We start from the raw sequence: 12,623 nt of genomic DNA, 5'->3' as shown, positions 1-12,623 counted from the left end.
GTCAGCCGAGCAGGAGTTCGGCCAGCGGTCGGCGGCGGCGCAACCCGGTCTCCTCGGCGACGAGGTCCGCCGGCAGGCTGAGCGGGTCGCCGACTTGCCCGACGACGAGCACCGCGTACGGCCGCACGTCGGGGGGCAGGTGCAGGTCGGCGGCGAGGCCGGCGCGGTCCACGGTCAGCACCTGCCGCACGTGCAGCCCGAGCGCGGTGGCCTGCACGGTGAGATGGGCGACCGCCTGGCCCAGGTCGTACGCCGCTCCGTCGGGCGGCGTGGCGGCGTTCGGTGCGGTGTCGCCATCGACGTGTGCGGCGAGCAGCAGCGCGGCGGCACGGTGCGCCCACCGTTGGTCGCGCTCGGGCAGGTTGACCAGGATCCGCTTCCACGTCTCGTCGTCGCGGTGACCGAGGGTGAACCGCCAGGGTTGGCGGTTGCCCAGTGACGGTGCCCAGCGGGCCGCTTCCAACAGGGAGGACGCATCGCTCGCGCTCAACTCCTCGGTGGGGTGGAACGCCAGCGGACTCCAGCGGTAGGCGAGCAGCGGGGTGAGGTCGGCCATACGACGGATCGTCCTGTATGGGTGATTCGCCCTCTCGGGGTGGGGTGGATGAATGTGGGCAAGAGCACCCGTAACGGGACGAAGATCAGGGCGTTCCCGCGCTGGGGCTCCCCGACGGGTCCGGGGTCGGCGCCGCGGTGTCGAGCGGCTCCCGGTCGACCACCACCGGGCCGGCCAGCTGCACGGTGGCCGGTGCCGGGCCGGGCGCGGCGGCCAGCCTCAGCGTCCCGGCCCCGGTCCGGACCCCGGTCGGCGTGCCGTCCCCGTCGTAGCAGTAGATGCCCACGTCCAGCGGGGCGTTGAGCGACGCCGAGGTGGAGTCCACCGAGTAGCAGGTGCCGGTGACGCCCTCGGGCGCGTTCGCCGGCGCGACCGCCAAGGGGGCGCGTCGGTCGGTCAGCACGTCCAGCCAGTCGGTGAACGGGTGCTGGACCCGGGGGTCCGACCGACGGGGGATCGCGTCGTCGCGATCACCCAGGCGTACGCAACTCGCCGACCCGGCATGACCGGCCGACGGCAGGGCGCACTGGAACAGCCCGTCGGCCGTGCTGGCCATCGAGACGTCGGCGGTGCCGCCCAACGCGCCCCCCGGCACGTCGACCCGCCAACTGCCGTCGTTCGCGCTGGTGAAGACGATGGTGCGATCCGGTTCGCCCGCCCGGCTGTACACGTACTGGGCCACCAGGTGACGGTCCTGAGCCGCCGCGGCCAGCGCGGCCAGCTCATCCCGTGCGGCATCCACCTCGACCGGCCCCGGATCGGCGGGCGGTGGGGTCGGAGGCTGCTCAGTGGTGCAGGCGACCAGGAGGGCTGGCAGGGCGAGGACGAGCGGCCCGAGCACGCGGCCGGCCGAGCGGATGAGGACTGGCACCGGCCCATTCTGGTGGGTGTGGGCGGTTGGTGGGTGCCGGCGCGTACCGGCTCGTCCCGGCGTGTCGGGCGAAGCGTTCCCACGTACCGCCCGACCTGGCGGGACCGGCTTGGCCGGCCCCGGGCGGGCCGGATGGTGGGATCACCTGACCCGGCGTCGTTGCCCGCCGGATACCCTCATGGGGTCTGACACGCGCCGCCGGCCCCGGTTCCGGCGGCGTCGGCACGCTCAGGGTCGCTGGGAGGGAGTGCACGTCGTGGCACTCGTGGTGCAGAAGTACGGCGGGTCCTCCGTCGCCAACGCCGAGCGGATCAAGCGGGTGGCCGAGCGCATCGTCGCCGCCCGCAAGGCCGGCGACGACGTGGTGGTGGTGGTCTCCGCGATGGGCGACACCACCGACGAGCTGCTCGACCTGGCCAACCAGGTCAGCCCGCTGCCGCCGGGCCGCGAGCTGGACATGCTGCTCACCGCCGGGGAGCGGATCTCCATGGCCCTGCTGGCCATGGCCATCCACAACCTGGGGTACGAAGCCCGCTCGTTCACCGGTTCGCAGGCTGGCGTGATCACCACCTCGGTGCACGGCCGCGCACGGATCATCGACGTCACCCCCGGGCGGCTCAAGGGCGCGCTCGACGAGGGGTCGGTGGTCATCGTGGCCGGCTTCCAGGGCGTCTCGCAGGACACCAAGGACGTCACCACGCTGGGCCGCGGTGGTTCGGACACCACCGCCGTGGCGCTCGCCGCCGCCCTGCACGCCGACGTCTGCGAGATCTACACCGACGTGGACGGCATCTTCACCGCCGACCCGCGGATCGTGCCGAACGCCCGGCACATCCGGCACATCACCTACGAGGAGATGCTGGAGCTGGCGGCGTGCGGCGCGAAGGTGCTGCACCTGCGTAGCGTGGAGTACGCCCGGCGGGCGGGGTTGCCGATCCACGTCCGTTCGTCATACTCGACCAACACCGGCACGATGGTCACCGGATCGATGGAGGACCTTTCCGTGGAGCAGGCACTGATCACCGGGGTCGCGCACGACCGCAGCGAGGCCAAGATCACGATCGTCGGGGTGCCCGACGAGCCGGGTGCCGCCGCGCGGATCTTCGACACCGTCGCCGGCGCCGAGATCAACATCGACATGATCGTGCAGAACGTCTCCACCGAGGGCACCGGCCGGACGGACATCTCGTTCACCCTGCCCAAGGCCGACGGCCCCACCGCGATGGCGGCGCTCAGCAAGATCCAGGAGCCGGTCAAGTTCAAGGGCCTGCTCTACGACGACCACGTCGGCAAGGTCTCGCTGATCGGCGCGGGCATGCGCTCGCACCCCGGTGTGGCGGCCGGCTTCTTCGCCGCGCTCGGCGCGGCCGGGGTCAACATCGAGATGATCTCCACCTCCGAGATCCGGGTCTCCGTGGTCTGCCGGGACACCGACCTCGACGCCGCCGTCCGCGCCATCCACGACGCGTTCGAGCTGGGCGGCGACACCGAAGCCGTGGTCTACGCGGGGACGGGTAGGTAGCGCCGATGACGGCGCTGCCCACCCTCGCCGTGGTCGGAGCGACCGGTGCCGTCGGCACCGTGATGTGCGAGCTGCTCACCGGACGACGCAACGTCTGGGGTGAGATCCGGCTGCTCGCCTCCGAGCGCTCCGTCGGGCGTCGGGTGCGCTGCCGGGGCGAGGAACTCGTCGTCCAGGCGCTGACCCCCGAGGCGTTCGACGGGGTCCAGGTGGCCATGTTCGACGTGCCCGACGAGGTCTCCGCCGAGTGGGCGCCGATCGCCGTCAGCCGTGGCGCGATCGCGGTCGACAACTCCGGCGCGTTCCGGATGGACCGCGACGTCCCGCTGGTCGTTCCGGAGATCAACCCCGAGCAGGTCCGCAACCGACCCCGGGGCATCATCGCCAACGCCAACTGCACCACCCTCGCGATGATCGTCGCGGTCGCGCCGCTGCACCGCGAGTACGGCCTCCGCGAGCTGGTGCTCGCCTCCTACCAGGCGGTCTCCGGCGCCGGGCAGTCCGGCGTCGACATCCTGCACGACCAGCTCACCAAGGTCGCCGGCGATCGGGCGCTCGGCTCGCGCACCGGCGACGTACGCCAGGCGGTCGGCGACGACCTGGGCCCGTTCCCGGCACCCATGGCGCTCAACGTGGTGCCCTGGGCCGGCTCACCGGCGGACAGCGGCTGGTCGTCGGAAGAGATGAAGATCCGCAACGAGTCGCGGAAGATCCTCGGCCTTCCCGACCTCAAGGTCTCCGCCACCTGCGTCCGGGTGCCGGTGGTCACCGCCCACTCGGTCGCCGTGCACGCGGTCTTCGCCACCGAGGTCGACGCCGAGGGCGCCCGCGAGGCACTGCGCAACGCCCCCGGGGTGATCCTGGTCGACGACCCCGCGGCCGGGGAGTTCCCGATGCCGATCGACGCCGTCGGCACCGACCCGTCCTGGGTCGGCCGGATCCGCCGCGCCCTCGACGACCCCCGCGCCCTCGACTTCTTCGTCACCGGCGACAACCTCCGCAAGGGCGCGGCCCTCAACACCGCCCAGATCGCCGAGCTCCTGGCCAAAGAACTCCGCACCGCCTGACCCCGCGCGCGTCCCCGTCCCCCTACCCGTCCCCGCTCCCCGCTGCGGCTCCCCGCCCCTCCCGCTGCGGCGATCTTGCAGTTTCTGCGCCGGCATAAGGGATGAGGGCGACAAAACGACAACCGAAAGTGCAAGATCGGCGGGCGTGGGGCGTTAGGTTAGGCGGCGGAGAGTAGGACGCCGTCTCGGCCCTGGCGTTTTACCGCGTAGAGGGCCTGGTCGGCTCGCTTCAGGGTTCGGTCGGGGGTTTCGCCGGGGCGGGGTAGGGCGACACCCACGCTGATCGTGCGGCCGATACGTCGGGCCGCCTCGGTCAGCCGTTCGGCGATCCGGACCGCCTCCTCCGGGCGGCTCACCTCGATCACCGCCACGAACTCGTCGCCGCCGATCCGGTACAACTCGTCGCCGTGCCGTAGCGCGCCCTCCAGTGCCCGGGCCAACCCGACCAGCACCCGGTCACCGGCCTGGTGGCCGTACGTGTCGTTGACGGTCTTGAAGCCGTCCACGTCGATCGCCAGCAGGGCCGTACGCCCGGGGGTGGCCGCCGCGATCCGCTGCCCGAACGGGCCGGTGTGCCGCAACCCGGTCAGCGGGTCGGAGCTGGCCTGCTCCCGTAGCCGGGCCAACGTGCGCAGTCGGTCCACACTCGTCCACGCCTGCCCGGCGAGCAACTCCATCAGGCTGACCGTGGTCGGGTCCGGACGCAGCGCGCGTTCGTCGGCGACCAGCAACACCCCGCCCGCGTCGGTCGGCCCGACCGGCACGGCGACCAGCGTGCGTACCCCCGCCCGGGTCAGCGGACGGTAGTCCTCGGTCGGGGGATGCCCGGGCTCGCCCAGCGTGTACCCGGCGCCGTAGCGGTGTGCCCGGTCGACCATCCGGTCCAGAGCGGCCGGACCCGCCCCGGCCAACTCGGCGCGGATCCGGGTCTCCAGGTCACCCGGCGTCGCCGGGGCCGGGCCGAGCTGACCGCCGAGCAGCAGCAGCGCGGTGGACAGGGTGGAGACCTCCCGGGCAGCCCGGGCCGCCGCCCCCATCACCTCCCCCTCGGTCGGTGCGGCGGAGAGCGCGGCGGCGTGCCGGAGCAGCTTCTCGCTGCGGCTCTCCGCCGGTGGCCCCCCGAGGGCGGCGACCCGCGCGCCGAGCCCGTCGGCCAGCCGCTGCGCGGTGTCCCGCCACGGCTCCAGGTCGGTCGGCTCACTCCACTGCAGGTCGAGCACACCGATCGCCCGACCCGTCGGGTCCAGCACCGGTACGCACAGCTCGGCGGTCACGTCCGGGCGTACCGGGAGGTAGTCCGGGTCGACTGTGACGTCCGGAACGACGGCGGGTACGCCGGTCGCGTACACCCGACCGACGATGCCGGTCCGGGCCGGCACGGTGGCGAAGACCTGCCAGGCCCCGGTCGCCGCGACGCAGCGCAGGCGGTCGTGGGCCGCGAGCAGCACGGAGATGGTCGCCGGGGTGTGCCGGGACAACGCGGTGACCGTCCACCGACACGCCTCCGGCGTGCTCGACGCCATCGGCAGGCGGCCGGTGACGTCACGGATGACTCGCTGATGATCCACTCGCACGTCGTTCCAGGTAGGGGAGGGGCCCGGCCGACGCCGAACCGCTCGATCAAGCGTACTCACGGTGGCTGGGACCGGGTCGGGCTTCGTACACACGTGCTATCCACAGCCTGTGGACGCAGCCTGTGGACGTGGCCCCCGGGATGCCGTGCCTGGCGATAGCGTGGAGCATCCCGGCGCCGAGGAGGCGAGCCCATGCTCATCGCCCAGCTCAGTGATCCGCACCTGACCACCGGCCTGCTCGCCGCCGAACCGGCCGCCGGGTTGCACCGAGCGCTCGGCCGGGTGCTGGCGTTGCGACCCCGACCGGACTGCGTGGTGATCACCGGCGACCTGGCCGACCACGGCCAGCCCGACGAGTACGCGGCGCTGCGCGAGGTGATCGGCCGGTTCCCGCTGCCGGTGCACCTGGCCACCGGCAACCACGACGACCGGGAGTCCCTGCTCGACGCGTTCGGGGGCACACCGTGGCTCGGCGGCGGCTTCTCGGCCTACTACCACGTCGACCACGAGGCGGCGTCCGTCGTGGTGCTCGACTCGCTCGTCCCCGGCAGCGACGGCGGCCAACTCGGCGAGGAACAGCTCGGCTGGCTCGACGGGGTGCTGGCCGGGCGGCCCGAGGTGCCCGCCGTGATCTTCCTGCACCACCCGCCGGTCACGGTCGGCATCCCCACGGCGGACTCCATCCGGCTCGCCGACGGTGCCGCGCTCGCCGAGGTGATCGGCCGGCACCGGCACGTCGTACGGGTCGCCGCCGGTCACCTGCACCGCCCGGTCACCACGGCGTACGCGGGCACCGTCCTCACCGTGGCACCCAGCACGTGGAAGCAGAGCACGCTCACCATGAGCGCCGACGAGCAGATCGGTTGGGTCAACGAACCCACCGCCTTCCTGCTGCACTCGGTCGAGGCCGGCGGGTGCGTGACCCACACCGTGCAGGTGAGCCACTCCGCCGGGCAGACCTGCGGCTTCTGAGGGCGTCGTCGTGCTGGTCTGGTACGTCTCGTACGGCTCGAACATGCACGCCGCCCGGCTGGCCTGGTACATCGGTGGCGGCTGCCCACCCGGCGGAAAGCGGACGTACCCGGGCTGCCGCGACCGGCGTCCACCGAGCCGGTCCGCGCCCGTGTCGCTGCCCGGCGGCATCTACTTCGCCGGCGAGTCCGGTGCCTGGACCGGCGGCATGGCCTTCTACGACCCGCACCTGCCGGGCGAGGCCGCGGCCCGCGCCTACCTGGTCACGCTGGAGCAGTTCACCGACATCGCGGCACAGGAGATGTACCGCCCGCCGGGCGACACGGCCGACCTGATCCCGGCGACCGGCGCGGCCATCGACGCCGCCGTCGCCAACGGACGGGCCACCCTCGGCCCGGGACGGTACGAGACGCTGGTCTGCCCGGGCAGCCGCGACGGCGTTCCGATGCTCACCTTCACCGCCCCCGAGGGGGCGTCAGCCGTGCGGTGCCGACCACCCGCGCCGATCTACCTCGGCATGATCGCCCGAGGGCTGCGCGAGTCGCACGGCTGGCAGGCCGAGCGGATCGCCAGCTACCTGGCGGCCCGGCCCGGCGTGGCCGACGCCTGGCCGCCGGACGCCGTGGCGGCCCTGGTCGACGGGGCGCTGGTCGACGGCTGACCTGCCGAACCCCTGCCTACCCCTGGCCCGCTGGTTGGGCGGTGCGCTGGTTGGGCGGCGTACTGGTGCCGTCAACCGAGTAGGAACTCGCGCAGCGCCGGGGCCAGCGTCGTCGGGGGCACGTCGTGGTAGCCGCCGTCGAGGCTGATCGATCGGCCACCCGGGACCGCCTCGGCCGCAGCCCGACTCGCATCCCGCAACCACTGTGGACTGCCGGTGCTGTCCAGTGCGAGGGTCGGCGCGGTGATGGTCGCCAGCCGGTCCGCGGGGAGTCGCCCTCCGGCGGTGATGATCGCGTCGTACACCAGGGTGTGCGCGACCGCCGTCAGCCCACCCCACATCGGCTGCGACCGCATTCCGGTGATCTGCTCGGCCGGCAGCCCCACCGAGTCGCGGAGGAAGGTCTCCACCGCGCCGTCCCGGTCATCGGCGGCGATCAGCTCGATGAGCTGCGGTGTGATGTCCTTGCGCACGCCCACGTGCGGGCCGACCTGGAACGGTGGCTCGAACATGACCAACGCGGTCACCGGCAGGCCCTGTGCGGTGGCGAGGGCGGCCAGGACGGCGCCGGAGGAGATGCCGTAGACGGCGGCGGAACCACCTGCCGCCGCGATCAGGGCGGCCAGGTCGTCGATCTCGCGGCCGACCTCGTACGGTGCGGTGTCGCCGCTGTAGCCCCGACCCCGACGGTCATAGCTGAAGGCGGTGAAATCCGGTGCCAGTGCCGCACCCAGGTCACGGGTCGCGTTGCGATCGCTGAACGCGCCGCCGACCAGGATGACCGCCGGCCCGGCCCCGGACCGCTCGAACGCGACGGGCGTGCCGTCGACCGATCGCACCTGCTCCGCCACTGGTGTCGTTCCGCTCACGATGCCGCCCCCAGTCCTCGTTTGCTGTCCCGTCCTTTCTAGACCCTCGGTCCGACACTGTCCGACAGACCGCGTTAAACGGTGATCGATCTTGGTTTCGGCGTACCCCCTGCTCCGATGTGTCGCCTGGGTCGACCACTCGGCGTGCGGGTGAGAGGCTGTCGGGGCGGGGGCCATGCTCAACCGCCGCCATCCGCGACCCTTCCGACGGCGTTCGTCGGCGGCCCGGTCGACCCAGAGGCCGGGCACCGTACGCGCCGATTCTCACGAGGAGATTCATGTTCATACCCGGGATGCGTCGGGCCGCTGTCGGCCTGACCGCGCTCGCGGTGGCCGCTTTCGGCGCGGTCGCCACCAGCCCTGAGCAGGCCGACGCCCGACCGAAGCCGGTCGACGTCACCCTGCTCGCCCTCAATGACTTCCACGGCAACCTCGAACCGCCGACCGGGTCCAGCGGCACCATCGCCGGGCAGACCGCGGGCGGCGTCGAGTACCTGGCCACCCACCTTGCCGAGCTGCGTGCCGCAGCCAAGAAGAAGAACACCATCACGGTCGCCGCCGGTGACCTGATCGGCGCGTCCCCGCTGCTCTCGGCCGCGTTCCACGACGAGCCGACCATCGAGGCGCTGAGCATGGCCGGGCTGGACTACGCGAGCGTCGGCAACCACGAGTTCGACGAAGGCGCCGCCGAGCTGCTGCGGATCCAGAACGGCGGCTGCCACCCGGTGGATGGTTGCGCCGACGGCACCCCGTACCGGGGTGCGGGCTTCCAGTACCTGTCCGCGAACGCCTTCAGGACCGCCACCGGCAAGCCGCTGATGGCGCCGTACGCGATCCACAAGGTGCAGGGCGTCAAGGTCGGCTTCATCGGGATGACCCTGGAGGGCACCCCGCAGATCGTCAGCCAGCAGGGCGTCGCCGGCCTCAGCTTCGCCGACGAGGCGGACACCGCCAACCGGTACGCGCGCGAGCTGCGCCGCAAGGGCGTGGAGGCGATCGTCGTACTGCTGCACGAGGGCGGCGCCCAGGCGTCGACCGGCGGCATCAACGACTGCGTCGGCATGACCGGTCCCATCGTGGACATCACCAACCGGATGGACCCGTCGATCGACGTGGTGGTCAGCGGGCACACCCACCAGGCGTACAACTGCGACATCAACGGCAAGCTGGTCACCAGCGCCAGCTCGTTCGGTCGCCTGGTCACCGACATCGACCTCAAGATCGACCGTCGGAGCGGGGACGTGCTCTCGGCCGCCGCGAACAACGTCGTGGTCACCCGCGACGTCGCCAAGGACCCGCGGCAGACCGAGCTGATCGACCGGTACAAGAAGGTGCTCGGCCCGGTCGCCGACCGCCAGGTCGGCGTGACCGCCACCGCCCTCCTCACGACGCAGGAGAACCTGCTCGGCACCTGCTCACCGCAGGTGCCCAACTCGTGCGGAGAGTCCCCGATCGGCAACCTGATCGCGGACGCCCAACTCGCCGCCACCGATGACGAGCAGGGCGCGGTGGCCGCCCTCATGAACCCGGGCGGGGTGCGGGCCCCCCTGGACGCCGGCCCGGTCACCTACGGGGAGGCGTTCACGGTGCAGCCGTTCGCCAACAACCTGGTGACGCTCGACCTGACCGGCGCGCAGCTCTACTGCGTCCTGGAGCAGCAGTTCGTCACCGGCCGCACGTTGTACCCGTCGGCCACGCTGGGCTACGTGGTCGACCTGAACGGCACCAGCGCCACCGCGGCCGACCCGTGCGCCGGCACTCGCGTGGTCCGGGGCAGCCTCACCATCGGCGGCACCGCCGTCGACACCGCCGCCACCTACCGGGTGACGGTGAACAACTTCCTGGCCGGCGGCGGTGACGGTTTCAGCACCTTCACCGGCGGGACGAACCTGGTCACCGGCCAGATCGACCTGGACGCGTTCGTGGCGTACCTGACCGCCCAGTCGCCGGTCTCCGCACCGACGCTGGACCGGATCCGCACCACCGCCGAGGTCCCCGCCGCCTGACGGCCGACCCCGCGACGATCGGGCCCCGGAGCACCAGCTCCGGGGCCCGACCCGTCCCCGACACCGCCGCCGCGCTGTGCGTTTGCCCGCGCGGTGCGTTTGGCCGCGCCCCGCAAGATCGCGCTCGAACATGGATGTAGTGGCGTCGAGGGCGCCGGGATGCCACTACATCCAGGATCGTGCGCGGTCTTGCTGCTCGGCGCGATCAAGGCCCGCGCAACATCGGGGATGTTGCTGCCTCCCGCGCACCTGAGGCAGCAAGATCCGGGAAGTTGCTCGGATCTTGGCGCGGGGTGCGGGGTGCGGGCCGCGGGGCGCGGGGCGCGGGGTGTGGGGTGTGGGGGTGTGTGTGGCGTGGGGCGTGTCACGGGCCGCGCGCCGGGGTGCAGCGGCGCGGCCAACTGCTCCACCGTTCGAGGTCAGGCGGGGGTGGGCGCGGGGGTGGGGGACGCCGGGGTGGGCGACGCGAGGCCGTCCTGCTCGGTGGTGAGCAGCCGTCGCAGGGAGAGCGCGACCAGTGAGGCGACCAGGCAGCCGCCGACCACGGTCGCCACCCAGACCATGCCGTTGGCGGCGCCGATGAGTGGGCCGGCGGTCACCGGGCCGATCACACCGCTGATTCCGAAGATCATCGAACTCATCGCGTTGTATCGGCCGCGCAGCTCGTCGGTGGCCAGCGCGTTGGTCAGTGCGGGCATCACCGGCGAGAGCATCGTCTCGCCGAAGCCGAAGATCGCGGAGCAGAGCACGACGAACAGGGCGGCCAGCACCGCGTGCTCACCACTGACCAGGCCGGCCCCGCCGAGGACCAGCCAGGCGGCGGCGAACACCGCTCCCACCACGGCCAACGCCCGGGTGCGGCTGCGTCCCTCGATCCGGCGGATCACCAGCAGTTGAGCGAGCACGATCATCACGGTGTTGGCCGCGAGCGCCCAGGCCACGACGCGGGGGTTCACCTCGGCCACCCGCACCGCGTACGCGGCGAAGCCCACCTCCACCTGCGCGTACCCGCAGGTGGTGAGGATCAGGCCGAAGATCACCAGCCGTCGGAACGGGCGGTCGCGGAGCACCGTCAGGTAGCCGCCGGGCGACGGCTCGTCGACACCTCGACGTTTGCCGAGTCGGTGGCCCACGCCGGGTAGCGTGAGCAGGATCAGCGCCGGCATCAGGTAGGTCACCGCGTCCAGCAGGTAGATCGCCTGGAAGGTGCCGGGTCGGGCGGTGTCGACGATCGCGCCGGAGGTCATGCCACCGATGCCGATGCCGAGGTTGAGCAGGGCGAAGTTCAGCCCGAAGACGCGTTGCCGCTCATCGTCGTCGGTCAGCGACGCGAGAATGGTGTTCTGCCCGGACCAGATCGCCGAGCTGCCGATGGCGATCACCGTCATCACCAGCAGGGCCGAACCGGTCGAGTGGACCAGCGCGAGAGAGCCGGTGCCGATCGCCTCGATCACCAGGCAGGGCACCACCACCCGGCGGGCGCCGATCCGGTCGATCAGCGTCCCGCCCAGCGGAGACAGGGCCAGGGTGACCACGCCGTACCAGCCGATCACGAGCCCGGCGCGGGTGTCGGTGAGCCCGCGTACGTCGGTCAGGTAGATGAACAGGAACGGCAGGGTCAGACCCCGCCCGACCGCCGACAGCAGAGTGCCGAGGAGGAGTCGGCGAGCTTCCGAACGGCGGGGCAGGGCACGACGCAGCATGCCGGCATTCTGTTCGGTGGGTCTGACGCCGCGCGAACCGTTTTGGCCACGCCTCGCGGTCACCGGGACCGTTCGGTGACCAATCCCACGTTGATCCACTCGTCCTGGTCGCGCTCGGCCGGTGTCCGCCGGGTCTGCGATGCTGGCGCGATGACCGGCACCTGGCGACATCTGCCCGCTACCGCCCGCGCCATCGCGGTGACCGCCACGACAGCCGTCGCCGCCGCCCAGGCACGCGACGGTGGGGCGTACGACGAGGCGGTCGGCGGTCTCGCCGCGGACGAGCGTTCCGGGCTGGTGCTCGGCGCGGTGGTCCGGTTGCTGCTGGAGGAGAGCCATCCGGACGGGCTGACCGGCGACGACATCCGCCAGGTGTTGACCCGCTGCGTGCAGGAGTCGACGCGGTGGCGTTCGGACGTCGACCCGCACGTGGTGCTCGTCCTGCTGGCCGGTGCCCTGGGGGTGTACGACCCCGAGGGCGACGAGTCCCCTCCGGACGCGTCCGCTCTGGCCCGACACGCCCCACTGCTCGTGGCGGACCTGTTGGCGGCGACCAGCGTGCCGTTGGACGACTACCTGGCCGCCGCGTTCACGGAGATCGAGCGCACCGAACGGCAGGACTGACCGGTCCACGCCGCCTCGAAGGGAGGGCGCGGAGGGGCGTCAGGCCGGGTCTAGGGTCCGCTACGCCACCGGCTGGCGTGCCTTACCGCGATGAGATCGGGTGCGATGGTCATGGGTGGTCCCCCTCGGAGTTTGGTGAGCCACTGACGTTAGGGGTGGCGGCACCTCGGAGGATCGGTGACAACACGTATCTTGGCA

11 protein-coding genes are annotated in these 12,623 nt (G+C 72.2%); 6 read left to right on the top strand and 5 right to left on the bottom strand.

The window, feature by feature from the left end:
- Position 1 precedes the first annotated feature (1 nt).
- Together ACFYL6_RS21985 and ACFYL6_RS21980 are read right to left on the bottom strand one after the other, a co-directional pair.
- The gene (locus tag ACFYL6_RS21985) at positions 2-556 is read right to left on the bottom strand and encodes a nitroreductase family protein (protein WP_387173730.1); all 555 of its coding nucleotides are present in this window, start codon (positions 554-556) and stop codon (positions 2-4) included.
- A gap of 85 nt (positions 557-641) precedes the next feature.
- On the bottom strand, positions 642-1,427 hold the full coding sequence (locus tag ACFYL6_RS21980; protein ID WP_387173728.1) for a hypothetical protein: 786 nt from the start codon (positions 1,425-1,427) through the stop codon (positions 642-644).
- Positions 1,428-1,683: 256 nt separating this feature from the next.
- Here ACFYL6_RS21980 and ACFYL6_RS21975 point away from each other — a divergent pair, with 256 nt between their 5' ends.
- Both ACFYL6_RS21975 and ACFYL6_RS21970 read left to right on the top strand, forming a co-directional pair.
- Positions 1,684-2,949, top strand: coding sequence for an aspartate kinase (locus ACFYL6_RS21975; RefSeq protein WP_151491046.1), 1,266 nt, complete (start codon positions 1,684-1,686; stop codon positions 2,947-2,949).
- 5 nt (positions 2,950-2,954) lie between these two features.
- Entirely contained in the window at positions 2,955-4,016 is a 1,062-nt protein-coding gene (locus tag ACFYL6_RS21970) for an aspartate-semialdehyde dehydrogenase (protein ID WP_387173726.1), read from the top strand.
- A 158-nt stretch (positions 4,017-4,174) separates the two neighbouring features.
- On the opposite strand, the gene ACFYL6_RS21965 is transcribed toward ACFYL6_RS21970, so the two are convergent.
- Entirely contained in the window at positions 4,175-5,539 is a 1,365-nt protein-coding gene (locus tag ACFYL6_RS21965; RefSeq protein ID WP_387173825.1) for a diguanylate cyclase, read from the bottom strand.
- Between the two features lie 243 nt (positions 5,540-5,782).
- Between ACFYL6_RS21965 and ACFYL6_RS21960 the strand changes: the two genes are divergently transcribed.
- Positions 5,783-6,562 (top strand): phosphodiesterase, encoded by a 780-nt coding sequence (locus tag ACFYL6_RS21960; RefSeq protein WP_387173724.1) that lies wholly within the window; start codon positions 5,783-5,785, stop codon positions 6,560-6,562.
- A gap of 10 nt (positions 6,563-6,572) precedes the next feature.
- Positions 6,573-7,223 carry a histone deacetylase gene (locus tag ACFYL6_RS21955; RefSeq protein WP_387173722.1) on the top strand — a complete coding sequence of 217 codons (651 nt, stop codon included), beginning with the start codon at positions 6,573-6,575 and terminating at the stop codon, positions 7,221-7,223.
- 71 nt (positions 7,224-7,294) lie between these two features.
- Here ACFYL6_RS21955 and ACFYL6_RS21950 read toward each other — a convergent pair whose 3' ends face one another.
- Entirely contained in the window at positions 7,295-8,092 is a 798-nt protein-coding gene (locus ACFYL6_RS21950) for an alpha/beta fold hydrolase (RefSeq protein WP_387173720.1), read from the bottom strand.
- Positions 8,093-8,370: 278 nt separating this feature from the next.
- On the opposite strand from ACFYL6_RS21950, the gene ACFYL6_RS21945 reads away from it, so the two are divergent.
- Positions 8,371-10,098, top strand: coding sequence for a bifunctional metallophosphatase/5'-nucleotidase (locus ACFYL6_RS21945; RefSeq protein WP_387173719.1), 1,728 nt, complete (start codon positions 8,371-8,373; stop codon positions 10,096-10,098).
- 419 nt (positions 10,099-10,517) lie between these two features.
- Here ACFYL6_RS21945 and ACFYL6_RS21940 read toward each other — a convergent pair whose 3' ends face one another.
- Positions 10,518-11,801, bottom strand: a complete 1,284-nt coding sequence (locus ACFYL6_RS21940; protein WP_387173717.1) for an MFS transporter — start codon at positions 11,799-11,801, stop codon at positions 10,518-10,520.
- A 75-nt stretch (positions 11,802-11,876) separates the two neighbouring features.
- On the opposite strand from ACFYL6_RS21940, the gene ACFYL6_RS21935 reads away from it, so the two are divergent.
- The gene (locus ACFYL6_RS21935) at positions 11,877-12,425 is read left to right on the top strand and encodes a hypothetical protein (protein ID WP_387173716.1); all 549 of its coding nucleotides are present in this window, start codon (positions 11,877-11,879) and stop codon (positions 12,423-12,425) included.
- Positions 12,426-12,623: the final 198 nt, after the last annotated feature.

Origin of the sequence: Micromonospora sp. NPDC007208 (assembly GCF_042869175.1) — a bacterium.
Taxonomy (GTDB): Bacteria; Actinomycetota; Actinomycetes; order Mycobacteriales; family Micromonosporaceae; genus Micromonospora; species Micromonospora foliorum.
This window is presented reverse-complemented; position numbering and strand designations above follow the sequence as displayed.